22 protein-coding genes are annotated in these 24,283 nt (G+C 54.1%); 10 read left to right on the forward strand and 12 right to left on the reverse strand.

Going from position 1 to position 24,283, the window contains the following annotated elements; genetic code table 11:
- From RIC29_12885 to rpsF, 9 genes are all read right to left on the reverse strand, one after another.
- Window positions 1-687, reverse strand: coding sequence for a CvpA family protein (locus RIC29_12885; GenBank protein MEQ8735814.1), 687 nt, complete (start codon window positions 685-687; stop codon window positions 1-3).
- Between the two features lie 26 nt (window positions 688-713).
- A complete protein-coding gene (gene radA, locus RIC29_12890; GenBank protein ID MEQ8735815.1) occupies window positions 714-2,087 on the reverse strand; it encodes a DNA repair protein RadA in 1,374 nt (457 codons plus the stop codon).
- 18 nt (window positions 2,088-2,105) lie between these two features.
- Window positions 2,106-2,879 carry an ATP-binding cassette domain-containing protein gene (locus tag RIC29_12895; GenBank protein MEQ8735816.1) on the reverse strand — a complete coding sequence of 258 codons (774 nt, stop codon included), beginning with the start codon at window positions 2,877-2,879 and terminating at the stop codon, window positions 2,106-2,108.
- A complete protein-coding gene (locus RIC29_12900) occupies window positions 2,876-3,652 on the reverse strand; it encodes an ABC transporter permease (GenBank protein MEQ8735817.1) in 777 nt (258 codons plus the stop codon). Before RIC29_12900 ends, RIC29_12895 begins: the two co-directional genes overlap by 4 nt.
- Entirely contained in the window at window positions 3,646-4,833 is a 1,188-nt protein-coding gene (gene alr, locus RIC29_12905; protein ID MEQ8735818.1) for an alanine racemase, read from the reverse strand. Before alr ends, RIC29_12900 begins: the two co-directional genes overlap by 7 nt.
- Before the next feature lie 6 nt (window positions 4,834-4,839).
- Window positions 4,840-6,366 (reverse strand): replicative DNA helicase, encoded by a 1,527-nt coding sequence (locus RIC29_12910; protein MEQ8735819.1) that lies wholly within the window; start codon window positions 6,364-6,366, stop codon window positions 4,840-4,842.
- A 168-nt stretch (window positions 6,367-6,534) separates the two neighbouring features.
- Window positions 6,535-7,131: a 50S ribosomal protein L9 gene (rplI, locus tag RIC29_12915; GenBank protein MEQ8735820.1), complete on the reverse strand. Its 597-nt coding sequence runs from the start codon at window positions 7,129-7,131 to the stop codon at window positions 6,535-6,537.
- A 19-nt stretch (window positions 7,132-7,150) separates the two neighbouring features.
- A complete protein-coding gene (rpsR, locus tag RIC29_12920) occupies window positions 7,151-7,381 on the reverse strand; it encodes a 30S ribosomal protein S18 (protein ID MEQ8735821.1) in 231 nt (76 codons plus the stop codon).
- A gap of 5 nt (window positions 7,382-7,386) precedes the next feature.
- Entirely contained in the window at window positions 7,387-7,839 is a 453-nt protein-coding gene (gene rpsF, locus RIC29_12925) for a 30S ribosomal protein S6 (protein ID MEQ8735822.1), read from the reverse strand.
- 345 nt (window positions 7,840-8,184) lie between these two features.
- On the opposite strand from rpsF, the gene fabD reads away from it, so the two are divergent.
- The 5 genes from fabD (at window position 8,185) to mltG (ending at window position 12,752) form a co-directional block, all read left to right on the forward strand.
- Window positions 8,185-9,129, forward strand: coding sequence for an ACP S-malonyltransferase (gene fabD / locus RIC29_12930; GenBank protein ID MEQ8735823.1), 945 nt, complete (start codon window positions 8,185-8,187; stop codon window positions 9,127-9,129).
- A gap of 25 nt (window positions 9,130-9,154) precedes the next feature.
- Entirely contained in the window at window positions 9,155-9,892 is a 738-nt protein-coding gene (gene fabG / locus RIC29_12935; protein ID MEQ8735824.1) for a 3-oxoacyl-[acyl-carrier-protein] reductase, read from the forward strand.
- Between the two features lie 227 nt (window positions 9,893-10,119).
- Window positions 10,120-10,356 carry an acyl carrier protein gene (locus RIC29_12940; GenBank protein ID MEQ8735825.1) on the forward strand — a complete coding sequence of 79 codons (237 nt, stop codon included), beginning with the start codon at window positions 10,120-10,122 and terminating at the stop codon, window positions 10,354-10,356.
- Between the two features lie 123 nt (window positions 10,357-10,479).
- Window positions 10,480-11,742, forward strand: coding sequence for a beta-ketoacyl-ACP synthase II (gene fabF, locus RIC29_12945; GenBank protein MEQ8735826.1), 1,263 nt, complete (start codon window positions 10,480-10,482; stop codon window positions 11,740-11,742).
- Window positions 11,743-11,768: 26 nt separating this feature from the next.
- Window positions 11,769-12,752, forward strand: coding sequence for an endolytic transglycosylase MltG (gene mltG / locus RIC29_12950; protein ID MEQ8735827.1), 984 nt, complete (start codon window positions 11,769-11,771; stop codon window positions 12,750-12,752).
- 27 nt (window positions 12,753-12,779) lie between these two features.
- Here the strand turns inward: mltG and RIC29_12955 are convergent, their stop codons facing one another.
- From RIC29_12955 to RIC29_12965, 3 genes are read right to left on the reverse strand one after another with little or no spacing between them, the layout of a single operon-like run.
- On the reverse strand, window positions 12,780-15,029 hold the full coding sequence (locus RIC29_12955) for an ATP-binding protein (GenBank protein ID MEQ8735828.1): 2,250 nt from the start codon (window positions 15,027-15,029) through the stop codon (window positions 12,780-12,782).
- 12 nt (window positions 15,030-15,041) lie between these two features.
- Complete coding sequence (locus RIC29_12960) at window positions 15,042-15,350, reverse strand: circadian clock KaiB family protein (GenBank protein ID MEQ8735829.1); 309 nt, start codon at window positions 15,348-15,350, stop codon at window positions 15,042-15,044.
- Between the two features lie 3 nt (window positions 15,351-15,353).
- A complete protein-coding gene (locus RIC29_12965) occupies window positions 15,354-15,737 on the reverse strand; it encodes a response regulator (protein ID MEQ8735830.1) in 384 nt (127 codons plus the stop codon).
- Between the two features lie 160 nt (window positions 15,738-15,897).
- Between RIC29_12965 and RIC29_12970 the strand changes: the two genes are divergently transcribed.
- From RIC29_12970 to RIC29_12990, 5 genes are all read left to right on the forward strand, one after another.
- Window positions 15,898-18,309, forward strand: a complete 2,412-nt coding sequence (locus tag RIC29_12970; GenBank protein ID MEQ8735831.1) for an EAL domain-containing protein — start codon at window positions 15,898-15,900, stop codon at window positions 18,307-18,309.
- Between the two features lie 226 nt (window positions 18,310-18,535).
- Window positions 18,536-19,423: a YicC/YloC family endoribonuclease gene (locus tag RIC29_12975; GenBank protein ID MEQ8735832.1), complete on the forward strand. Its 888-nt coding sequence runs from the start codon at window positions 18,536-18,538 to the stop codon at window positions 19,421-19,423.
- Between the two features lie 26 nt (window positions 19,424-19,449).
- Window positions 19,450-20,088 (forward strand): guanylate kinase, encoded by a 639-nt coding sequence (gmk, locus tag RIC29_12980; GenBank protein ID MEQ8735833.1) that lies wholly within the window; start codon window positions 19,450-19,452, stop codon window positions 20,086-20,088.
- A gap of 31 nt (window positions 20,089-20,119) precedes the next feature.
- On the forward strand, window positions 20,120-21,193 hold the full coding sequence (locus RIC29_12985; protein ID MEQ8735834.1) for an efflux RND transporter periplasmic adaptor subunit: 1,074 nt from the start codon (window positions 20,120-20,122) through the stop codon (window positions 21,191-21,193).
- Window positions 21,190-24,273: an efflux RND transporter permease subunit gene (locus tag RIC29_12990; GenBank protein ID MEQ8735835.1), complete on the forward strand. Its 3,084-nt coding sequence runs from the start codon at window positions 21,190-21,192 to the stop codon at window positions 24,271-24,273. Before RIC29_12985 ends, RIC29_12990 begins: the two co-directional genes overlap by 4 nt.
- The last annotated feature ends 10 nt before the right edge of the window (window positions 24,274-24,283 follow it).

The following is a 24,283-nucleotide window of genomic DNA, read 5'->3' on the forward strand; positions in this document are numbered from 1 at the left end:
CTATTGATCGTCCTGATTGGTTTGGAATAGGCGGTCCATCCCACTGCGTTGATCGTCTTCATAGGCGCCATCTGGTGTTTTTGGCGCATCTGGATCACTGCCTGGCGGCGGCTGAGTCAGTTTATCCAGGGTCTCTTTCAATTCGATCGCGTCCTTGGCGGTGTCTGACGCATCTTTAGCAGCATCTTCCGCAGCCATAAAGGCTTCAGGTGCGAGTCCAATCATGAAATCTGCTGTTGCTTCAATGATCGGTACGGTTTTGGCGTTGTTTACCCAGGTGGGGCGCTCATCGCCCGCAATCACCCAATCTAATATAAGTAAACCCAGAGCAAAAACGATCACCCCGCGCAGTAGCCCGAAGATAAACCCGAGCGAGCGGTCGAGGTTGTTAAGCGCGCTGGCCTGGATTGATTTCGACAACATTTTTGTCAGAATCGAAAGCACCACCAGGACGGTCAGAAAAATGACAACACTCGTCACGCCATCTGCAATCAGGGTGTTGGGGATGATGTCGCGGGCAAAATGACGGAGTTCTGGTACGCCATAAATCACCGCAAACACAGCCCCAATCCATCCGGCGACCGACAGCACTTCGTGGACAAAGCCACGCATAAACGCCAGAAGACCGGATAACATCATGATAATGACGACGGCCAAGTCCAACCCGTTTATGGGAAAGCCTTCCATTTAATGGTGTGTTCCAAATGTTGGCGTCATGATGAAAATTTTTCGACCAAGTCTTGAACGTGCCCCAGCGATGTCAGTGTGACACCGTTTGGCGTGTCCATGTTTGATGTGCGACGTCCTGCATTTTTGGGCATCCATGCGTCGGTGAACCCTAGCTTTGCTGCTTCCCGCAGGCGTTGATCCATTTGTGTGACGGCCCGGAGTTCCCCGGACAGCCCAATTTCGCCGAACACAACCGCTCCTGGCGGCACCGGAGCATCCCGCAAAGAGGACACCAGCGCCGCCGCGACAGCCGCATCGGCCGCCGGCTCAGAAATCCGTAAGCCACCGGCCACGTTCAAATAAATGTCATGCCCGCTCAGTGCAAGGCCGCATCTTGCTTCGAGGACGGCAGCAATCATCGAGAGGCGGCTTGAATCCCATCCAACGACCGTGCGCCGGGCGGTGCCGAGGCTGGTGGGGGCCACCAGGGCCTGGATTTCAACCAGCATGGGACGGGAGCCTTCGAGACCTGCGAACACACAACTGCCCGAGACATTGCCCCGCCGCTCGGCCAAGAAGAGTGCCGAGGGGTTCGGCACTTCGGCCAGGCCCGCATTTGCCATTTCAAACACGCCAATTTCATCAGTCGCGCCAAAGCGGTTCTTGACCGCGCGCAGAATACGAAAATGATGACCGCGCTCGCCTTCGAAATACAGCACCGTATCTACCATATGCTCCAGCACGCGGGGTCCGGCCAGGGTGCCTTCTTTGGTGACATGCCCCACAAGAAACAAGGTAAAACCGCGCTTTTTTGCGATGCGGATCAATTCGTGGGAACAGGTGCGGACCTGGGTCACGGTGCCCGGTGCAGAATCAATCGCATCTGTATACATGGTCTGGATGGAATCGATGACCACCAAGTCAGCCGCGCCTTTGGTGTCGAGAGTGGCAGCAATATCTCGGACATTGGTGGCGGCGGCCAACTCAACGGGGGCGTTTTCCAGCCCAAGACGAGCAGCTCTTAAGCGCACTTGGTCCACCGCTTCTTCGCCGGTGATGTAGAGACACTTTGCATTGGCCGCCAAAGCGCCACAGGCTTGCAGCAGCAGGGTTGATTTGCCGATGCCCGGATCGCCGCCGACCAGGACCGCCGATCCTGCGACCAAGCCACCGCCACAGACGCGGTCGAGTTCGGCAATGCCGGTGTGCAGGCGCGGCGGTGCGGCGGTTTCGCCTTTGAGGGGAACAAAGGAAATCGCGCGCCCACCTTTGCCACCACTAACGCCTTTCGGCAGAGTGGCGGACCCGGCTTCTTCGACGAGGGTGTTCCATTCGTTACAGGCTTCGCATTTTCCGGCCCATTTCGGGAAGTGCGCGCCGCAGGACTGACAGACGAATTCTGCTTTTGATTTTGCCATTGATGCTGTTATCGGCGCCTACCGGCGAAGCTCCATCTGAATCGGCCCCTCGGCGCGGCCATGAACGAACTGGTCAACATAATCGTTACCCGAGTTATCAACATCAGTGGCTGGTCCGACCCAGATCAGTTTGCCGTGATAGAGCATGGCGATGCGGTCGGCGATTTTCCGGGCTGAGGCCATGTCATGCGTGATTGATATGGCGGTAATGCCTTGGTCTTTCACACAGGTCACAATGAGATCGTTGATGACGTCGGCCATAATGGGATCGAGGCCGGTTGTGGGTTCGTCAAAGAACACGATCTCAGGAGAACGGGCAATGGCGCGGGCCAAGCCGACACGTTTTTGCATGCCGCCGGACAGTTCTGCAGGTGACAATGCGCCCACGTCCTCGGACAGCCCAACTTTTGTAAGGGACTCAAGCGCGTGTTCCTTGGCATCGGCCCGACTCAAATGCCGCCCTTGAATCAGACCGAAGGCGACATTTTCCCAGACCGGCAGGCTGTCAAACAGGGCGCCGCCCTGAAACAACATGCCGAATTTTTCATTGGTTTCATCCCGGTCATTAGCGGCGATCTTGGTGACATCTGTGCCATCGACTTCAATGGTGCCGGAGTCGGCGAGCATGAGCCCGATGATACATTTCAGCAGAACAGACTTCCCGGTGCCCGAACCGCCAATGATCACAATGGACTCGCCCTGTGCCACATCGAGATTTACCCCGGTCAGAATTTTTTTAGGGCCAAAGCTCTTGCACACATCGGCAAGGTGAATTTTGGGTGGCTGGCTCATACGGCGAAGAACAATTCGGTAATGATGTAATTAAAGATCAGGATCAGAATTGAGGACGACACAACCGCATTGGTGGTGGCACTGCCAACGCCCTGCGCACCGCCTTTTGAATGAAAGCCGTTGTAGCAGCCCATCAGCGTAATGATGAAGCCGAAAGCGGCGGCTTTGACCAAGCCTGAAATCACATCCAGAGGTTCTAGAAAATCTATTGTGTTGGAGATGTAAACGTTCGGGTTAAAGCCGAGTTTAAAGACGCCGACGAGGTATCCGCCGAAGACACCAATGATATCGGCGATCAAGACTAACAGCGGCAGCATCAATACACCGGCGATTAAACGTGGCGCGATGAGATACTTATAAGGGTTGGTGGACAGTGTGGTCAGAGCATCCACTTGCTCTGTGACCCGCATGGTGCCGATTTCGGCCGCCATCGACGCGCCAATGCGCCCCGCCACCATCAGGCTGGCAAGAACCGGTCCCAGTTCGCGGGTCATGGACAGAACGACAACGTTGGCGACAGCGCTTTCTGCATTGAAGCGCGCAAAGCCGGTGTAGCTTTGCAGCGCTAAAACCATGCCGGAGAAAATCGCGGTCAGGCCGACGACGGGCAGGGAGTAATAGCCAATGTCGATCATTTGCCGCCCGATCAAGCGGGGGTAAATGGGGGGGCGGACACAGTGAGAGAGGGAGGTCAGCGTAAAGAGGGTCAAGCGGCCAATTTGTGCGACGAAGCGCAAGACCACGCGGCCGATCACGGCGAGGAAATTCACGATGTCAGCCCAGGAACGTTGGCCGGAAGATATCGGCGGGCATAGCGCTGGCCCAGACTGGTGAGGATCTCGTAACCGATGGTGCCGGCTTCTTCGGCCAAGTCATCAACCGTGTGCGCGTGAAACAGAACGTCAATCATCGCGCCGACCCGGGCGCTGGAGTCTGGGACGTTGGTGATGTCGAAGGTCAGGAGATCCATGGAGACTGTGCCAGCCACTTTAATTGGGATGCCGTCTAACGTTGCGGTTCCGGTGTTGCTCAGTGAACGCAGAACGCCATCGGCATAACCTATTGAAACTGTGGCCAATTTTGTTCCATCAGCGGCCTTGAAGGTGGCACCGTATCCAACGGTCTGGGTACTGTCAACGCGCCGGAGCTGGAGGATTCTGGCCTGCAAGCGAACCACCGGCAGCATGGGGTTGGCCCCACCCGGGTGCGGGTTGATGCCATAGAGGGCGGCTCCGGGCCGCAGGTAGTCGTAGTGCCAGGCTTCTCCTAAAAAGACACCCGCGCTGTTGCTCAAAGAGGCTTTGACGTCAGGATACTTGGTGCGGAACGCGCTTAAGGTGCTGGTGAAGCGTTCCAACTGCATTTTATTGTAGGGATGCTCTGGTGTGCTGGCGCAGGCAAGATGGCTCATCAGCGCAAGCGGTGTCAGCCCCTGTAAGGCGTCCGCGTCATTCAGATGGTCTGTGAACTCCCGCTCACTGAGGCCGAGCCGGTTCATGCCTGTGTCGACCTGAACAATGGTTTCTTGAAGGACATCGGCATTCGTCGCAAAGGTACGCCAGGACGCAATTTGTTCTGGTGTGCTGAGAACGGGGATCAAGCCGTGTCGAAACACCTCGGGTTCCAGACCAGGATTCACGCCGTGCATGACCACGATGCGCGGGCCGCGTCCCAACACTTTTCGGAGTTCTATGCCTTCGTTGAGGTGCGCCACATAGAAGGTCTCGCATCCTGCGCCGGCCAAAGCTGCGGCCACATTGTCAGCGCCTAATCCGTAAGCATCGGCTTTAATCACCGCGCCACAGTCTGCGTTTGGTTTAAGTTTGCGTTTTAGGAGCCGCCAGTTTTCGCAGATCGCCGCAAGGTCAATGGTGAGAACCGCACCCGCCCGCTCGACCGAGGCCGGTATTGGAGAGGGCGTCGCAGAACCGGGTGGCACAAAATTGGTAGACACGGGGCGTTAGCCCATTTCTTCCGGCAGGTGACTTGCCTCGGCAAGATCGTCGAAGTGGGTGAAGCTGGGCTCGAACAGGAGCTTCACGGTGCCAATGGGGCCGTGACGCTGCTTGCCGACAATAGCTTCGGCAACGTTGTGCACGGCTTCCATATCGTCTTGCCACTTGAGCATCTTTTCTTGGAATTTGTCTTCTGATTCATAGCCCTCACGCTGCGGCTGTTTGCGCTCCAAATAATACTCTTCCCGATAAACAAACATCACCACGTCAGCGTCTTGCTCGATGGACCCTGATTCACGCAGGTCAGACAGTTGCGGGCGCTTGTCCTCGCGTTGCTCGACCGCACGCGACAACTGAGACAAAGCCAACACAGGCACATCAAGCTCTTTGGCCAGCGCTTTAAGGCCACGGCTAATGGCGGAAATTTCCTGCACGCGGTTTTCACTCGCCTTGCCGGTTGATCCATCCAAGAGTTGCAGGTAATCGACCACGATCAACCCCAGGCCATTGTGTTTTTCTGTTCTGGCTTGCCGGGCCAAGCGGCGGCAGCGCGTACGCATGGCCGAGATGGTGATGGCGGGGGTGTCATCGATAAACAGCGGCAGGGCATGTAATTCCTGGCTGGCGGAGACCAATTTGCCGAAATCTTCATGGGCCAGACGTCCGGTGCGAATATCGTGGGAGCTGAGGCGTGAGCGCTCGGCCAGAATACGTGTGGCGAGCTGCTCTGAACTCATTTCCAGCGAGAAAAAGGCGACCAGTTTTCCGCGTTCTAGGTCGTTGTCGGTATTCTGAAAATGTTGTGCGGCGTTAAAAGCAATGGTGGTGGCGAGCGCGGTTTTGCCCATGGCAGGGCGACCGGCCAAGATAATAAGATCGGACGGATGCAGCCCTCCGAGCTTGGCATCCATGTCACGCAGACCTGTGGTGGTGCCGGACAGAGCTCCGTCCCGGCGATGGGCGGCTTCTGCCATATCAATGGCATTGGTCAGCGCGATTTCAAATCGTTCAAACCCGCCTTCCGTTGCGCCCTTGGACGACAAATCAAACAGCTTCTGTTCTGAAACCTCAATCTGACTCAGTGCCGTTTGATCAAGATCGGAATCAAAGGCTTCGTTGACCATATCCTGGCCAACGTTAATCAGTTCCCGGCGCAAGTGTAGGTCATAGATCAGGCGGCCATAGTCTGCGGCGTTGATGATGGTGACGACCGAATTCACCAAGCCGGTGAGATAGGCCATGCCGCCAGACTCTTGGACCAGGGGATCTTGTTCCAGATAGGTCTTCAGGGTGATGGGATTGGCCTGGTGGCCTTGTTCCAACAGTCGGGATGCCGAGTCGTAGACTTTGGCGTGGACCGGATCGGAAAAGTGTTCGCCCCGCAGGTAATCGGATACCGCTTCATAGGCGCGGTTGTTTAGCATAATGGCGCCCAGCAAGGCCCGCTCGGCCTCCAGGTTGTGGGGCGGCGAGCGAAACAGACCGGATTCTGAGGAATCTGAGGAAATAATGTTTGAAGCTGGCAAGTTCATGGGCACACCGTATCAAACATTCACGCGGAGCGGCACCGTCCATCTCGTGTGAAACAGGTGGAACATGGGGATAAAAGCGAGTCGGTTAAAGTTAGGCCGACAAAAAGAAACGCCGACCCCCAGTTTATCACCAGGGATCGGCGTTGCTATAGGTATACAAAGCAGAACTTAACCGGCGGAACCATCAGCCTGGCGGGCATCGGCTTCCGTATCGAGTTCTTCATCGCGGGCCTGCTCAGCTTCTTGTTCATGAGCAACAGCTTTAGCCGCGTCTTCTTCCCGCTCAAGCAGGTTCGAGGCAGCGTCGATGTCAGCCTGATCTTTCGACCGAGATACAGTCACCGTGATGTCCACAACCACTTCAGGGTGCAGTTTAACCGGCACCGTGTATTGGCCGAGTTCCTTAATGGCGGCGTTCAGTTCAACCTGACCGCGGTCCATTGTGACACCTTCTTCTTTAAGGCTGTCTGACACGTCGCGTGCTGTGACGGAGCCATAGAGCTGACCCCCCTCACCAGCTTGACGCACCAATACCAGATGCAAGCCCACCATCTTCTTGGCAACGGCTTCGGCTTCGCCGCGACGCTCCAGGTTGATGGCTTCCAACTCGCTCCGGCGGCTTTCGAAATAAGCCCGATTGGCGTCTGTCGCCCGAAGAGCTTTTTTCTGCGGCAGCAGGTAGTTACGGGCATAGCCGGTTTTTACACCGACGACATCACCCATTTGACCGAGCTTGTCGATCCGCTCCAATAAAATTACGTCCATGATGTTCTCCTTTGCCCCTCTACTCGCTTAGCACGTAGGGCAGCAAAGCTAAGAAGCGGGCGCGTTTGATGGCGCGCGCCAATTCACGTTGTTTCTTTGCTGAGACCGCAGTGATCCGGCTGGGCACAATCTTGCCACGCTCGGAGATGTATCGCTGCAGAAGCTTGATGTCTTTATAGTCAATCTTCGGTGCATTTGACCCGGTAAACGGGCAGCTTTTGCGGCGGCGGAAAAAGGGTTTACGTGTCATCGCCATTAGCTTTCTCCTCTAGGAGCAGCACTTGCATTGTCGTCACGCGGGGGGCGACCGCGACCGGAGTCAAAACGACCACCGCCTCCGCCACCACCGCCACCCGTGCCACCTTCACGGCGTCCGGCAGGACGGCCTTTGTTGGTCAGAATGGAGGATTGACCTTCTTCGTGCTCTTCCACACGAATGGTCAGGTAACGCAAAATGTCTTCGTTGATGCGCATCCGGCGTTCGTATTCGCTGACCGCTGCGGGCGGTGCATCGACATTGAACAGCACGTAATGGCCTTTGCGGTTTTTCTTGATGCGGAACATCAGGCTGCGAAGGCCCCAATGCTCGCGCTTGGCGACTTTGCCGCCGTTTTCTTCTAAAATCTGGGTCAGTTCGTCTGCCAGAGTATCGACTTGAGCTGCCGAAATATCCTGACGCGCAATGACCACGCTCTCGTAGAGTGGCATGTATATGCTCTCCTTTTGGCTTCTCTCGTCCCAAACATCACATGATGTCCAGGCATAGCCAGCTTGGCTGGCAAGGAGCTATGAAGTCGCGGAATATACACATTTACTGCGGGTCAGCAAGGCAAGTTTCTTGATCATCCTGCGTTCGTCCTAAAGCTTAAGAGGCGAAAAATGAGGGCGTTGTGCAAGACAGTGTTTCGTCATTCACCCGAAAAAATCGCGGTGTACTGGGATCTATAAGAGATATGACGTTGCGGTTGCTTGACAGCGCTGCTGATTCCTGGCCTTAAACCGTTAGCTAAGATGCAGATTTAGCTGCGAAAACAAGCAGTTCAGGGGGTGCACATGAGTTGGGCATACGTTTTTCCAGGGCAAGGATCTCAGGCCGTTGGCATGGGCAAAGAGCTAAATGATACTTTTGCAGAGGCCAAAGAGGTCTTTCAGGAAGTTGATGAAGCGCTGCAACAATCTCTCTCAAAGTTGATGTTTGAAGGGCCAGACGATGATTTGACCCTCACTGAAAACGCTCAACCAGCGCTGATGGCCGTCAGTCTGGCAGTGATCCGGGTGCTGGAGCGTCAGGGCAATGTCTCTATTAAAAGCACCGCCCGCTATGTGGCGGGGCATTCGCTTGGGGAATACTCTGCCCTTGCAGCGGCTGGTGCTTTGTCATTGTCTGACACCGCGCGTCTACTGAAAATACGGGGCCAGGCCATGCAACAAGCTGTGCCCGTTGGCGAAGGGGCTATGGCGGCTTTGATTGGCCTTGATCTGGATGTGGCGCAAGAAGTGGCTTCAGAGGCTGGGCGCAATGGTCAAGTGTGCGCGGCGGCCAACGATAATGCGCCCGGCCAAGTGGTGGTCTCAGGTCATGCGGAGGCTGTGGAGCGGGCCGTTGAACTGGCGAAGGCGAAAGGGGCCAAGCGCGCATTAATGCTGACCGTCAGCGCGCCATTTCATTGTTCTCTGATGCAGCCGGCGGCCGATGCTATGGAAACGGCTTTGGCGGCGGTGGACGTTAAATCTCCTGTGGTGCCTTTAATCGCCAATGTAACAGCGGCCAGTGTGATTGACCCTGACGATATTCGCCGTCTGCTGGTTGCCCAGGTCACCGCCATGGTCCGCTGGCGGGAGAGTGTCGGGCTCATGCGTGAAGCCGGTGTTGATACGCTTATTGAAGCTGGTGCCGGCAAGGTTCTGACGGGCTTGGCAAAGCGGATTGATCGCGACATCACGGCGGTTAGCTTGCAGACTCCGGGCGATATCGAAGATTTTCTGAAGACCATTTAAAACGTTCGGGTTTACGGGAGCGGTTATGTTTGATTTGACAGGTAAGACAGCCCTGGTGACGGGGGCGACAGGCGGGATCGGTGGGGCTATCGCGCGATCTTTGCATGCACAAGGCGCGACGGTTGTGGTTTCTGGAACCCGCGAGCCACTGCTTGCTGAGTTGGTCTCGGCCCTTGGCGCGCGGGCCCATGCTGTGCCCTGCAATTTGTCTGATAAGGACGCGGTTGAAGCGCTGATTGGCCATGCGGAGTCTGCCGCTGGGCCTTTGGATATTCTGGTCAATAATGCCGGCATCACCCGTGATGGCTTGATTATGCGCATGAAAGATGAAGACTTCACGGATGTGATTGGTGTCAATCTTGAGGTTGCATTCAGGCTGGCGCGCTCAGTTGTGAGAGGCATGATGAAACGTCGCTCCGGGCGCATCATTTCTATCACGTCTGTGGTTGGCGTGACTGGTAATGCGGGGCAGGTGAACTATGCCGCCTCTAAAGCTGGCCTGATCGGTTTTACAAAATCGCTTGCCCAAGAAGTGGCCAGTCGCGGCATTACGGCAAACTGTGTGGCGCCCGGGTTTATTTCAACGGCGATGACAGAAGCGCTGAGTGATGCCCAACGCGACACCATGATGGCGGCGATTCCGGCGGGCCGATTTGGTGAAAGTAAAGATGTGGCCGCAGCCGTAGCGTACCTTGCCTCAAACGAGGCCGCTTATGTGACCGGTCAGACTCTGCATGTGAATGGCGGAATGGCGATGGTTTAACGCTTTGCAGCGATGGTCTAAAGCCGTCGAGAGCCAGTTTTTTCCCAGATTGAGCGGATTTATGAAAAGATTTTTGCTGGTTTGAGGGGGTTTCTGAGTGGCTTTCGTAGACCTAGCGTTCCCAATTGAAGTATGCTACCTAACCGCCACTTCGGGAGGGAAGGCCACATTATGGGCTCTCTTTCACGTTTAACTACAATCCCTAGGATAATGTGAGGAAGGACGCCATGAGTGACGTCGCGGATCGCGTAAAGAAAATTGTTGTCGAACATCTCGGCGTTGAAGAAGCCAAGGTGACAGAAACCGCCAGCTTCATTGATGACCTGGGGGCTGACAGTCTTGATACCGTTGAATTGGTGATGGCCTTTGAAGAGGAATTTGGGTGCGAAATTCCTGATGATGCCGCTGAGAAAATCCTGACGGTTAAAGATGCCATTACCTTCATCGAAGCCAACGCATCTTAAGGCTTTGACTGCCCCCCTATTGCGGGTGCAACAAAGCGATATGGGCATAGGTTTTGGCCATGAAAACATAGGCATTGGTTTTGGCCATGAAAACATGGGCATGGGTCTTACCATGATCAGATCATGACACGGATTGTTATCACTGGCCTTGGCCTGCTCACGCCGCTTGGCCGCGGCGTCGAGGGCAACTGGAAATCTTTGACAGAGTCGAAGTCCGGTATTCGGGCTATTGATGCGTTTGATGTTTCAGATTTGCCCTGCCGCATTGGTGGACAAGTTCCTCAGGAAGAGGGGCATCCCTATCGGTTTGATGTTGATTCTCTGATCTCGCCTAAAGAACGTAAGCGGATGGATGATTTTATCGTCTTTGGCCTGGCGGCTGCGGACGATGCCATTGCTGATTCTGGTTGGGTGCCTGAGACCGATCATGACCGCGAACGGACCGGTGTTATCATCGGGTCGGGGATCGGCGGTCTTCAAACCATTTACGAGAACTCTCTGACGCTGTTGGAAAAAGGGCCGCGGCGGATTTCGCCGTTCTTTATTCCATCAAGTTTGATCAATTTGGTCTCCGGTCAGGTTTCTATTAAGCACGGCTTTAAAGGCCCAAATCATGCCATTGTAACGGCGTGCTCTACGGGGGCGCATGCCATTGGTGATGCTGCCCGTATGATCAAATACGGTGACGCTGACGTGATGGTCGCAGGTGGCGCAGAGGCGGCCCTCTGTCGCCTCGGGCTTGCTGGGTTTGCCGCCGCAAAGGCTTTGTCGACGGGCTATAATGACACCCCAGAAAAAGGCTCCCGCCCCTGGGATAAAGGCCGCGATGGTTTTGTCATGGGCGAAGGCGCTGGTGTTGTGGTGGTCGAGAGCTATGAACACGCCAAAGCGCGTGGGGCAAAAATATATGCCGAAGTGCTGGGCTATGGTTTGTCTGGCGATGCGTATCATATTACCGCACCAGCGGATGATGGGGATGGTGGGTTCCGGGCTATGCGCGGGGCCATTGCTGATGCTGGTTTGACACCAGGCGATATTGATTATGTGAACGCCCATGGCACTTCGACGCCAAAGGGAGATGAGATTGAACTTGGCGCTGTGAAACGCCTGTTCGGCGATCAAGCCTATAAACTCTCTATGTCCTCTACTAAATCGGCCATCGGCCACTTACTGGGCGCCGCGGGCAGCGTGGAAGCCATCTTCTCGGTGTTGGCGCTCAAACATCAGATGGCTCCGCCAACCCTGAACCTCGACGACCCGTCGGACAGTTGCGATATCGATTTGGTGCCACATACCGCCAAGTCCCGAGATATTCGCTTCGCGCTGTCTAACTCTTTTGGGTTTGGCGGCACGAATGCCTCCCTGGTTCTTGGCCCGGCCCCGTAACGGCGCCTTAAGCGCCGCCGTCTGACATGAAACGTTTTTTTGCCGTTTGCGGTCTTGCGGTGGTTTTGGGATTGGCCGCGATTGGTGGTGGATGGATCTGGTTACAAAACCAGGTGCAATCTCCAGGGCCGTTAAAGAATTCAAAAGAGGCGGTGATCGCAGCGGGCGCAGGCCTTGGGCAGATTGCAACCCAGTTGCAGAGTGACGGAATCATAGAGTCGGATCTCGTTTTCCGAATTCAGGCGCGCATCACAGGGTTGGCCGGCCAATTGAAGGCTGGCGAGTACCGCTTCTCGGCGGGTGCAAGCGTGTCGCAGATTCTGGCGAAGATTGTTGCACACGATGTGATCGTGCGATTTTTGACCATTCCTGAAGGTTTGACGTCATCGCAAATTCTGCAACTTGTGGAATCTGCTGACGGTCTGACTGGCCCTGCGCCGTCAGATATTCCAGATGGCACATTGCTTCCTGAGACGTACGGGTATGAACGTGGGGAAACGCGGGCGGCCCTCGTGCAGCGTATGGCAGCCGCAATGTCTCAAGCTCTCGAAGATCTTTGGTTCGGGCGCGCCGCAGACCTTCCTTTTGACTCCCCTCAAGAGGCCCTTATTCTGGCCTCAATTGTCGAGCGTGAAACATCGGTACCGTCAGAACGCGCGCGTGTTGCCGCGGTTTTCGTCAATCGTTTAAACCGGGGTATGCGGTTGCAATCTGATCCCACGGTTGCTTATGGCGTTGATCCCTCGGGTCCGTTAGGCCGACCCTTGCGGCGCTCGGATTTGGATCAGGAAACGCCTTACAACACCTATCAAATACCCGGATTGCCTCCCGGTCCGATTTGTCACCCCGGTCGGGAATCCATTGCGGCTGTCTTGTCGCCAGCCCAGACCGATGATTTGTTTTTTGTCGCCGATGGCAGCGGCGGGCATGCGTTTGCAAAGACGTTGAGGGAGCACAATCGCAATGTGGCCGCATGGCGTCGGATTCAGCGTGAGCGCGGGGACCGTTAAGGCAAGCGACTCGTTTTTTGAAGGTGATTAGGGGACTGCGGACTCTGCTGTGCATGCGGGTGAGGCATGGTCGATTTTCGATTTTGGAACAGTGATGACGAAGGTTGTACCGACACCTGGTGTACTCTCAAATTCTAGCCGGCCTCCGAACCGTTTGATGATGTCTAAAGAGATCGACAATCCAAGGCCGCTTCCTTTGCCAGCTTTTTTTGTCGTGAAAAAAGGTTCGAACAGTCGGCGGCCAATGTGTTTAGGAATGCCGCATCCGGAATCAGAAACCGAAATGAAGATGTTGTCGCTGTCCTGATCGGCGTCGATAGATATTGTTTTGCTGTCTGATGTTTCAACCGCGTGGCTGGCATTGATCATAAGGTTCAGTACGATCTGTTCCAAAGCATCAGCACTGATTGCAGCCAGGGGCAGTGAGCTTTTGACGTGGTTCTCAAACATAATGCCGGCGGTTTGATAAGAGGATGCCGTTAAACTCGACGCGCGATCCAGGGCGTCATTGACGTTGGCATGGGCGCTCAAGTCTTCTTTGAACCGTGAGAAAGACAGCATGTCCTGGACAACGCGGATGACCCTTTTGATTTCGGACTCGGCTTTCATAAGAGCCTCTCTGGCGCGGGCATTCTCCGTTTTGCGGAGGGCATACGCCACATAGTTGACGCACCCCATGAGCGGGTTATTCAGTTCGTGGGCAAACCCGGCCGACAGCGTGCCAAGGGTTGATAGTTTCTCTGCCCGGCGCCGTTCGGTGACATCTTGGTTGATGCCGATCATTAGCGTTTTTTCCGCTTGCGGGGCTTTAATCACGCGGGCTTTGCCGTAAATCACACGAACGGTACCGTCCGGTTTGAGAATGCGGAAGTCCTCTTCAAAATCGCCATATCCATTTAGGGCATGATTTACAGCCTGTTCAACGCGCGGCAGGTCTTCCGGAAGAACGACTTTTTTAAAGGACTCGTATGTTCCCTGAAATGTCTGTGATGTGAAGCCAAACAAGTTGAGGCTTTGTTGGTCAACATCTAGTTGTCCGGTTTCGGGATCCAAATGCCAAGTTCCTGTTCCACCCGCGCTGAGCGCGAGATCCAAGCGCTCCCGGTCGGTGGTGATCACGGCCTCTGTTTTGCGGCGTATAACGATTTCTCTTTCTAGGGCGTTCTGAACCTGCTGTCTGGCATTTACCTCTGCTTCCAGTTGGGCGTTGGCTTTGGCCAATGCTCTGGATCGTTTGAGGCTTGTTTGCACTGTGAGGACGGAACTGTAGAGCAGAAGGGTCAGAATGACCCCAAGGGTGACGGCGATGTGAGGAAGAAAACGGCTTGCCCCGTTCAGCAAGTTCTCAGTCTTTGTGGCTGTAACGGTCCATTCTACTGCGCCGGACTTAATCGTGACCTGTGTTTGCAAAGCGTTGGATATGTCAGGCAACTCATTATCGTAGACGGCCCCGGTGCTATCTGTGACGACGATACCTATGGCTTGCTCTGCACTCTTAACTTGAGCGCCATAAAGCGCACTTCCTGTAATCCCGCTGACCGTTAACCCGGCGATAAGCAGGCTCAGTGCCAAACTGGTATAAGTCCGTTGTCTTGCGCTGTTGTCCGACCCCAACACGACGTTAATCATCCCAAGCCCCAGCAGTACGATAGCGAAAGATGTCATCAGGCTCATCGGGACCGCCATCGACCAGGCATAGGTGTAAGGAATGCCTGTGATGTAACCGGTCAAGGCAATCAGTCCGAGGGTTGCAGTTGCGGCCCCGGACACAGCCGGAATGTATCGCTTGGCGATGCGGCGCGTTGCCAACTGGTCTGCGCCTGTGCGAATACCTGTTCCTAGGGCAAAAATAATGAGTGCAAGGCCCACATTCGGCGGCATGAGGACATAGCTACCAAGCTCAACCGGCCACCTCCCCCCCATAACAAAGACAGCGGGTAAACTCCCGAGTATCGCAATGGTGGCTATTATTACACTGAGTGCCAAGGAGATGCGGCGTGATGCGCGGAGGAGTGTTTTAAAGGATGACAGCAGAAGGCTGAGCCCGCACAAGACGAGACCCAAGGTGGTCCCGGTCTGGAGGGGTAAAGCTGTGATCGAATTATAGGTCTCAATCACTGTCAGGCCGGCAAAGAATATGGTGATGAGCGCGCAGATTGCAGTTGATGCATGTATCGCCGACAGCCAGTTAGACAGCTCGGGACCTGCGGTGGGGAATGCTCTGGCGCTCTTTACCCGTGGTGCCGAGCGGCGCAAATATGATGTGATTGCCACCATGCCAGCCCGGCCTCAAGATACCATGCCGAGAAGGAGTCCAACCTCTACTTTTTCGACTGAGGAGAGGTCGCCAATCAATCGTCGCTCCTCGCCTTCACCTATTTTTATCAAAGTTGGTGTGGCAAAAACGTTGTCGACAACAGCCGCTTGCGGATCTGCAAGTACATCAATCACCTGAAGGTGCAAGTCTGCACGGTTTTGCGTTTCGATGAGCTTCTGTAATGCGCTTCTTGCACGCATAGCACTCGGTGTGCGCCCTGTGACGAACAATTTCAGGATGACCCCTGGCCCTGTTTCAGTTCTGAGGCGAGGATCAGCCATGGTTCAAGCTTGTGCTTTCGTTGCACCGACGACGCTGTCGACGATGGCTCTGATTTCATCCAACGCCAAAGGCTTGCGCGCGAGGTCAAAGGGAATGCCTTCATCTTGAATGGCACGCAGGGGCTCCAAGAATTCACCGTAAAAGGCGGTGACAATGTAAACTGGGATGCCAGGGCAGTTTTTATGGAGCTCGCGTAACGTTTCAACGCCATTCATTCCGGGCATTTTCAGATCAAGGAGAATTAGATCGGGTTGGTACATACGGGCCAGTTCAAGACCCGTTTGCCCATCTTCTGCTGAAACGACGTCATAGCGCGTGTCTTCAAGCGCCATACTGAAGGCGTCACGGACTCCATGGTCGTCATCTATGACTAAAACACGTCCCACGGTCTCAATTCCCTTGCCCAATTTCTCGCGTGTTTACCTTAATTAACGAGACGTATTCTTCGGTCTTTATGGTTGTTGTTGACGCTGACCATCTATAATGTTTCGATTAAATACAATATACACTCAAAACAAAATAACAACATACATTTGGGATGGGACTATGAATACGGACGCACGCACTTTTGAGCCAGCTAGCAGCGCGTTTGAAAAGTCTATGGGGCTCAACCTCCTGGATTGTGTCTTAAGTGGAACCACGGTTGCTGCTCTGGTGATTGATGAGTCCCACAAAGTTATTTGGGCCAACCGTGCGTTCGAAAAACTGACCGGATTTGGGGCTGCAGCGACTCTGGGCCATTCAATAGAACGCTTTGGCGCTGGCCGCGGAACACCGACCATTGCTGACTGTGCTTGGAGCGCTAGCCAGTTGGGACGAACAGCGGCCTGCAAAATTTATTTACCGACCGCCGGTGGCGATGACGTGCCTGCGCTGTTGGAAATGTCTTCTTTGACAAATTTTTCTGGGCAAAGTTGTCTTGTCGCGACGCTCACGGGTGACTCAAAAGCTAACAGCGCCGCATCTGATCGAGACGCAAGCGCCGTTCATGACATCGTAGCGAAATGTCAGGACGGTTTGCTGGTGATCGACAAGCGCGGTGCGATCGCATTTTGCAATGCCTCTGCAGCGGCTTTATTCGGTCGCAGCGAACAGGGCATGGTTGGTACACCGTTTGGATTTCCGTTCACCACTGGGGATGAATGGACGAGTCTTGAAATGACGCGCCGGGGTAAGCCCGTTTATATCGATATGCAGACCAGGGCTGTATCGTGGCAAGGCGATGATGCGACTTTAGCCACCTTAAGGAATGTGACGGAGCGACATGAAGTAGAGGTCATCGTCGCGATGCAGTTAAAAGCAATGGAAGCGACGGCGAACGGTATCTTTATCACAGATGCAAAAGGACGGATGAAATGGGTCAATGATGCGATCACTCGTATATCGGGATACGGACGCGAAGAGTTGATCAGTCAGCCGGCGGATCTTTTGAGGTCAGACACACATGACACTGCGTTTTTCGAGGACATGTGGGCCAAGATAACATTAGGTCAAACGTGGCGTGGACAGATCACAAACCGTCATAAAGAGGGGCACACATATACAGCCGAGCAGAGCATCACTCCTATTCATGATAAGGCGGGTCGTTTAACTCACTTTGTCGCCATTCAAGAAGACGTGACAGCGAAGCTTAAGGCGCAGGAAGATATTGTACGGCTGGCTGAAATTGATTCACTCACCAATCTGCCGAACCGGGATTTGTTTATGGATCGTGTTGGCACAGCGCTTGAGCGTGCGGCACGTAGTGATCGTCAGGTTGCTGTTATCGTGATGGACCTTGATCACTTCAAAGACATTAACAACACGCTGGGCCACGATGTTGGCGATGACATAATTATTAGTGTGACCAAGCGTGTCAAAGATCTGATGCGCACGACAGACACGATGGCCCGCCTAGGTGGCGATGAATTTGGCGTTTTGATTGAAGACTTGGAGAATATGAATGCTGCTAGCCGAATGGTGAGACGCATTCTTGACACCTTTGACGAGCCGCTTGTCATTAATCAGAGAGTTATAAAATTGACGGCGAGTATAGGCATTTCAGCTTATCCAGAAGATGACGTCGATCCTCTTAATCTGATGCGTCATGCTGAACTTGCGATGTATAGATCAAAGGCAGATGGGGGGCACGCGTTCCAGTATTTTGATCAGGCTATGGATGATGAGATTCGGTCTAGGGTTAGTCTGGAACGCGACTTAAGAGAGGCCATTAAAGAACAACAACTCTGGCTCGCCTATCAGCCCCAAATTAATCTGAAGACTGGAGAAGTGATTGGCGCGGAAGCGTTGTTGCGCTGGTCCCATCCTCAACTTGGATTTATTTCGCCTGGCGCGTTTATTCCTATTGCAGAAGCCTGCGGTCTTATTTTGCCGATTGGGGATTGGATTATAGAGGAAATTTGCCGCCAGACTTCAGTTTGGCGCGCTGCGGGCATGCCGCACATACAAATTGGTATCAATATTTCTGGTCACCAATTTAAGCAGCGGGAGTTGGCTACACAGGTGTTGGGGCAGTTGAGTCGTAAGGGCCTTGATATCGATGCTGTTGATCTTGAAATTACAGAAACCGTTGCAATGGAACGCACAGAACAAGTTACGCGCAATGTCGATCAGCTTGTGGAGGCTGGTATCAGCATTTCTATGGATGATTTTGGAACCGGGTATTCGTCGCTCTCAAATCTTCAGGCATTTCCTGTGCGGCGTCTAAAAGTTGATGGGTCATTTGTGCGTGGAATTGGATCCCATCAAGGCGATGAAAAAATCATAGAGGCTGTTGTTGGGCTCGGACACTCAATGGGACTAACTGTCATCGCCGAAGGTGTGGAAACAGAAGAACAAGTCGCGTTTCTCAAAGACCGGGCGTGCGATGAAATACAGGGGTATTTGATCAGCAAGCCGCTGCCAGCTGTTGAGTTTGAGGCTTTTCTAGCAAACCGCACTCAACACGCGGTGCATTAACGAATTTTTCCATGTATTGCGAATAACGGGAGCGTGAGCGTTGATGGTCGTTCATTAGCAATTTCGTAGCGGGTTTTAGAGTTGGGCCCGTGCGACAGGCGCCTGCGCCGGTCTTAATATAGGTCTGAGCACAAAAGCTGTGAGCAGACTGGCATGATTGCGCCTGAGCCCCTATAAAAGTCCGTTTTTTGAACTTCAGCAGGGGTGACCGGTGGGCATCAACAGTATGACCGGATTCGCGCGCAGCGAGGGTGTCGCCCTGGATGGCGCTTTGTCTTGGTCCTGGGAGGTCCGCAGCGTCAATGGTAAGGGGCTTGATGTCAGATTGCGTTTGCCATCCGGTCTTGAAGCTTTGGAGCCTGCCGTCCGCAAGGGCGTCGCCCAACATCTGACCCGTGGCAATATCAATCTCACGCTCTCGGCGACATATACGGATGAGTCCTCCGGTTATCAGGTTAATGAAGCTTTTCTGGATGCCCTGATTGACCTTTCTGCCCGTAAGGTTGCGGCGCATGAGAATAAAGTCCGTGTGGCTTCTATTGATGGGCTTTTGGCGGTGAAAGGTGTTGTTGAGGCCGCTGATCAGGATCTCAAGTCAGAGCGTGACCGTGCGGCGCGATCTGAGGCCCTGTTGTCAGGGTTGTCCAGCGCCTTGAGTGCCGTGGTGGACGCGCGGGCCGCGGAAGGAGCGCACTTGGGTGCACTGCTGAATGATCAACTTGACCAGATTGATGCTTTGGTCGTCCGGGCGACAAATCTTGCTGCGGTTCAGCCGGCTGCGCTGAAGGCGCGCCTCAAAGCCCAGGTGGATGCGCTCTTAGAAGCGTCCCCTGCATTATCTGAAGAACGCCTTACACAAGAAGCAGCGTTGTTGGCAGCGAAAGCAGACATCAGAGAAGAACTGGACCGCCTCGTCGGACATGTGGCCCAAGGGCGTGACATGCTGGCAAAAGGTGGCGCCTGTGGGCGCCGCTTGGAGTTTTTATCTCAAGAGTTCAATCGTGAAGCCAACACGTTGTGTGCTAAGTCGTCGGACTCTGATTTGACCAACCTCGGCCTGGAGTTAAAGGCTGTGATTGATCAATTTCGAGAGCAGATACAAAATGTTGAATAGACCAAGGGCAGGGGGATTCAGCCACAATGGCACAGTCACCTATCGAACATAGGGGCCTCATGTTGGTTCTGTCTTCACCCTCTGGTGCCGGCAAGAGCACCATTGCCCGTGCGCTCTTGGAGCGAGAAGACGACCTATATATGTCTGTCTCTATGACCACCCGTGCAGCACGGCCCGGGGAAGAGGAAGGGCGCGACTATTTCTTTGTCTCTGAGGACGATTATAAGCGCAAAGTAGAGGCCGATGACTTGCTGGAACATGCAGAAGTGTTCGGTAACTTTTACGGCACACCGCGCAGCTTGGTTGAAAACCACCTTGTGGCTGGCAATGATGTCATGTTCGATATTGATTGGCAGGGGACGCAGCAGTTGCGTGAATCCGCACGCGACGATGTGGTCAGTGTCTTTGTATTGCCGCCATCCTACGAAGAGTTGGAAAAGCGTTTAACGGGACGCGGTCAAGATTCAGAAGAGGTCGTGCGCAAGCGCATGGCAAAAGCTTACGACGAGATGAGTCATTGGCCAGAATATGACTACGTAATCGTCAATGACGTGATAGAAGAAAGCATCCAAAATGTGCAGGCCATCTTAAAAGCGGAGCGGTTACGGCGTTCGCGCCGCCTTGGTTTGGGTGACTTTGTAAATTCCATGCGGCGTAACGGATAGAGCGTGCCTGGGTGCGCTGGAAAGTGGCTTGATGACTCGATTAATAATTATAGGTGTTTTGGCTGTCGCATTAATAGGCACAGCCTATGTCTATTTAGGGGACGGTGGCGGCGATGACCGTGTTGGACGCCCAACGGGTCCACGCCCTGGTGTGCCCGTTGAGATGATGACCGTCACGACACAACGCTTCATTGAACTCGAGACGGCTGTGGGCTCCCTGGCCTCTGATGAGGCGGTAATCCTTCGTTCTGAGATTGCGGGACGGGTGGAAGAGATTGGCTTTATCGAAGGTCAACCGATTGCCAAGGGCGATTTGATTATCACCATTGATGACGATATTTATCGCGCCGAGTTTAACCAGGCAGAAGCACGGCTCAAGTTGTCGCAGGCCAATTATGATCGTGCGGTAGACCTGGAAAACAGAGGTGCAGGCACGCAGCGCGCTTTAGATGAAGCGTCGTCAAAATTACAGGAAGACCGTGCCACACTTGATTTGGCCAAGGCCCGTCTTGAGCGAACAGAAATTCGGGCGCCGTTTTCTGGTGTGATTGGCATTCGCCGCGTCAGCCCGGGGGATTATCTCACCGCAGGGCAAGAAATCGTCAATCTCGAGGCGATTGACCCCATTAAGGTGGCCTTTGCGTTGCCCGAGGTTTTGTTGTCGGTGGTGCAACCAGGTCAAAGCGTGCGTGTCTCTGTTGATGCTTTTCCCGATGAGACGTTTGAGGGTGAAGTCTATGCCATTGATCCCCGGATTGCCGCTTCAGGGCGCAGTGTTACCTTGCGCGCGGTCGTCCCGAACCCGGACGGTCGTTTGCGCCCAGGTCTTTTTGCGCGGATTGCGATTATTTTTGGCACGCGCGAGAACGCGATTATGATTCCAGAAAGAGCTTTGGTGCCTGTTCAGGGTCGTCAAACACTTTTTGTGGTCGAGAACGGCGTGGTCAGTTTGCGCGATGTGGAAACGGGCAGTCGCCGCAATGGTCAGGTTGAAGTGACCTCAGGTCTTGAACCAGGGGAGCAAATCGTGACGGCAGGTCAACTTAAATTGCGCGAGGGTTCGCCCGTGGTCGATGTCAGCGCCATGACGGAGTCTGGGGCATGAGCCTCACGGAGCTTTGCATACGGCGTCCCGTTCTGGCGACGGTCATCAATCTGGTGATCGTATTGATCGGATTAATCTCGTTGCAGTCGCTGTCGATCCGTGAGTACCCAAATATTGATTCTCCGGTGGTGACCGTCTCCAGTTTCTATCCCGGTGCCAGCGCAGCGATTATGGAAACCCAGGTGACGAATATCCTGGAGGATGGGCTCTCTGGTATCGAAGGCGTAGACTATGTGAGTTCGATCAGCCGGTCTGAGCAAAGCCAAATCACTATTCGGTTTTTGTTGGATCGCGATCCCGATGCAGCCGCGTCAGATGTGCGCGACCGGGTGGGTCGCGCGCGCGGCTTACTCCCGAGTGAGGTTGATGAACCTGTCATTGCCAAGGTTGAGGCCGATGCCAGCCCGATCATTTATCTCGCATTCTCAACAAACCGGCACTCAGCCCTGGACTTAACCGAGTTCATCGAAACTTTGGCTGTGGATCAGGTGCAGGCATTGCCAGGTGTTGCAAACGTCCAGTTGATTGGATCACGTCGTTACGCGATGAGGATTTGGTTGGACCGGGCACGGATGGCCGCCTTTAGTGTAACAGCGCAAGACGTCGAGCAGGCGCTGCGAGAGCAGAATATTGAGGTGCCGTCTGGGCGCATTGAAAGTATCGACCGCGAATATTCTGTTGTTGCTCAGACAGACCTGACAACACCGGATGAGTTTTCGCAAATCATCTTGCGGGATGCCAATGGATATCTGGTACGTTTACAAGACGTTGCACGCATCGAACTTGGCCCAGAGGAAGAGCGACAGTACAGCCAAATCAATGGCCGTCAGGCCGTCGCCTTTGGGGTCGTCAAGCAATCTACGGCAAACCCGCTTGATGTGAGTAAGGTCGTCACAGAAGCGCTTCCGGATATTCTTGCTGGCATGCCAGAAGGCGTGGACGCGCGGATTGGGTATGACACGACCGTCTTCATTACAGAGTCGATCAAAGCGGTGTATTTTGCGATTGCAGAAGCCATCGTGCTGGTGTCGATCGTCATTTTTGTGTTTTTACACACCGCCCGTGCGACGATTATCCCACTGGTCACGATTCCTGTTTCCCTGATTGGCTCAATGGCGATCATGAGCTTATTTGGTTTTAGTATTAATACGCTGACCTTGTTGGCCTTTGTCTTGGCGATTGGTTTGGTGGTGGATGATGCCATCATCATGCTGGAAAACATTCACCGTCAAATTGAACGTGGCATGGCGCCTTTTGAAGCGGCGGTAAAGGGCTCGCGCCAGATTACTTTTGCCATCATTGCCATGACCACAACGCTTGCGGCAGTGTTTTTTCCCGTCTCATTCGCGTCGGGTACGATTGGGAAGTTGTTTACAGAATTTGCGCTGACTCTCGCCGGCGCGGTTTTGGTGTCGGGCTTTACGGCGTTGACGCTCACCCCGATGATGTGCAGCCGCCTTTTGCGTCCTGAAAAAGAAAAAGGCAGGGTTGTTGGTTATTTTGAATCCGCAATGAATGGTATGTCGGCAGCCTATCGGTCGTCATTGTCACGCGCGCTCAAAGCGAGAGTTTTGGTGGTGATCACGATTGCGGTGATTGCGGCTTCGGGCGGGTTTATGTTTTTGAATCTCAAGCAGGAACTTACGCCAATTGAGGATCGCGGCCTGATGATTATTGCGCAAGTTGGGCCGGAAGGAGCAACGCCGGATTATATGTCGCGTAACGCGCAGCATGTTGAAGACATCGTAAAAGATATTCCAGAAATTGAGAATTTCATGACGATGGTTGGCTTTCCGGTTTCAACCATCACGTCGACCTTCTCGACCTTAATTCCTTGGGATCAGCGCGACCGGAAGAGTTACGAGATTTCCGAGATTGTCAGCCCCCAGGTTTTCGCCATTCCAGGCATTTTTGCTTTTGCCACCGTGCCGCCCACCTTTGGCTCAGGTGGTGGGGGAACAAAACAAATTGAACTCGTGGTGCGCACCACAGGCACTTATCAAGACCTTGATCAGTTGTCTAATGATGTGATTGCCCGGCTTGGGCCTGGATCTGGAATTCGTGACCTGGAATCGAACTTAAAACTCAATAAACCTGAATTAAAAACCACCGTTAGCCGTGACAAAGCTGTCGATGTTGGAGTCTCAGTGGCAACGATTGGCCGCACGCTTGAAACCCTTTTGGGCGGGCGTGATGTGACCCGGTTCAAGCGGGCCGGAGAGCAGTACGACGTTATTGTTCAGGTTGAAGAGTCGGAACGGGCTGACCCTCGTGACTTGGCGCGATTGTTTGTGCGTGGCAACGATGATGCCATGATTCCTCTAGCCAATTTGGTGCAGTTTGAAGAGACCGTCGCGCCACGCGAGTTGGTGCACTTCAATCGGCTGAGGGCGGTGACCCTCTCCGCCAACGTTGATCCGACTCTCAGTCTTGGAGAAGCCTTGACCTTGATGGAAAGCACCGTGCGTGATGTGGCTCAGGTCCCTGTGCAGATTGATTATAGTGGAGTTAGCCGTGAGTTTAAGGATGCTTCAGGTCGTTTGGCCCTCGTGTTTATCTTGGCGATTGCTTTTATCTATCTTGTGCTCGCAGCTCAGTTTGAAAGCTTCGTAGATCCCTTCATTATTCTGATCACGGTCCCTTTGGCTATCGCCGGCGCCTTGCTGACATTGACGCTGACCAATGGATCGCTCAACGTTTACAGTCAGGTTGGGTTGATTACCCTCATTGGTTTGATTTCTAAGCACGGCATTTTGATTGTCGAGTTTGCGAACTCCCGGCGCGCCCAGGGTATGGATAAAATGGAAGCCGCCCTTGAAGCGGCTGTGTTGCGTTTGCGGCCCATTCTTATGACCACAGGGGCTATGGTTTTGGGGGCTGTACCGCTTGCTCTGGCGACTGGCGCGGGCGCTGAAAGCCGGCAACAAATCGGTCAGGTGATTGTGGGCGGGCTGTTGTTCGGGTCTTTCTTCACACTCTTTGTTGTGCCCGTTGTCTATACGTTCTTGTCGCGTGAGCGACGTAACCTAGAAGGCCATGCGACGGCTCCTCTCGCTCAGCAGGGTGCGCCCGCGGAGTAAGGAGTCTCGT

Source organism: Rhodospirillaceae bacterium, assembly GCA_040219235.1.
Classification (GTDB): domain Bacteria; phylum Pseudomonadota; class Alphaproteobacteria; order Rhodospirillales; family Rhodospirillaceae; genus WLXB01.

Coding starts and splice junctions, on each gene's coding strand:
- gmk (MEQ8735833.1), top strand. CDS start 19,450: ATGGCACAGTCACCTATCGAACATAGGGGCCTCATGTTGGTTCTGTCT.
- RIC29_12975 (MEQ8735832.1), top strand. CDS start 18,536: ATGACCGGATTCGCGCGCAGCGAGGGTGTCGCCCTGGATGGCGCTTTG.
- RIC29_12960 (MEQ8735829.1), bottom strand. CDS start 15,350: ATGGCTGATCCTCGCCTCAGAACTGAAACAGGGCCAGGGGTCATCCTG.
- RIC29_12970 (MEQ8735831.1), top strand. CDS start 15,898: ATGAATACGGACGCACGCACTTTTGAGCCAGCTAGCAGCGCGTTTGAA.
- RIC29_12990 (MEQ8735835.1), top strand. CDS start 21,190: ATGAGCCTCACGGAGCTTTGCATACGGCGTCCCGTTCTGGCGACGGTC.
- fabD (MEQ8735823.1), top strand. CDS start 8,185: ATGAGTTGGGCATACGTTTTTCCAGGGCAAGGATCTCAGGCCGTTGGC.
- RIC29_12910 (MEQ8735819.1), bottom strand. CDS start 6,366: ATGAACTTGCCAGCTTCAAACATTATTTCCTCAGATTCCTCAGAATCC.
- RIC29_12895 (MEQ8735816.1), bottom strand. CDS start 2,879: ATGAGCCAGCCACCCAAAATTCACCTTGCCGATGTGTGCAAGAGCTTT.
- rpsR (MEQ8735821.1), bottom strand. CDS start 7,381: ATGACACGTAAACCCTTTTTCCGCCGCCGCAAAAGCTGCCCGTTTACC.
- fabG (MEQ8735824.1), top strand. CDS start 9,155: ATGTTTGATTTGACAGGTAAGACAGCCCTGGTGACGGGGGCGACAGGC.
- RIC29_12940 (MEQ8735825.1), top strand. CDS start 10,120: ATGAGTGACGTCGCGGATCGCGTAAAGAAAATTGTTGTCGAACATCTC.
- radA (MEQ8735815.1), bottom strand. CDS start 2,087: ATGGCAAAATCAAAAGCAGAATTCGTCTGTCAGTCCTGCGGCGCGCAC.
- rplI (MEQ8735820.1), bottom strand. CDS start 7,131: ATGGACGTAATTTTATTGGAGCGGATCGACAAGCTCGGTCAAATGGGT.
- RIC29_12985 (MEQ8735834.1), top strand. CDS start 20,120: ATGACTCGATTAATAATTATAGGTGTTTTGGCTGTCGCATTAATAGGC.
- fabF (MEQ8735826.1), top strand. CDS start 10,480: ATGACACGGATTGTTATCACTGGCCTTGGCCTGCTCACGCCGCTTGGC.
- RIC29_12955 (MEQ8735828.1), bottom strand. CDS start 15,029: ATGGTGGCAATCACATCATATTTGCGCCGCTCGGCACCACGGGTAAAG.
- RIC29_12885 (MEQ8735814.1), bottom strand. CDS start 687: ATGGAAGGCTTTCCCATAAACGGGTTGGACTTGGCCGTCGTCATTATC.
- rpsF (MEQ8735822.1), bottom strand. CDS start 7,839: ATGCCACTCTACGAGAGCGTGGTCATTGCGCGTCAGGATATTTCGGCA.
- mltG (MEQ8735827.1), top strand. CDS start 11,769: ATGAAACGTTTTTTTGCCGTTTGCGGTCTTGCGGTGGTTTTGGGATTG.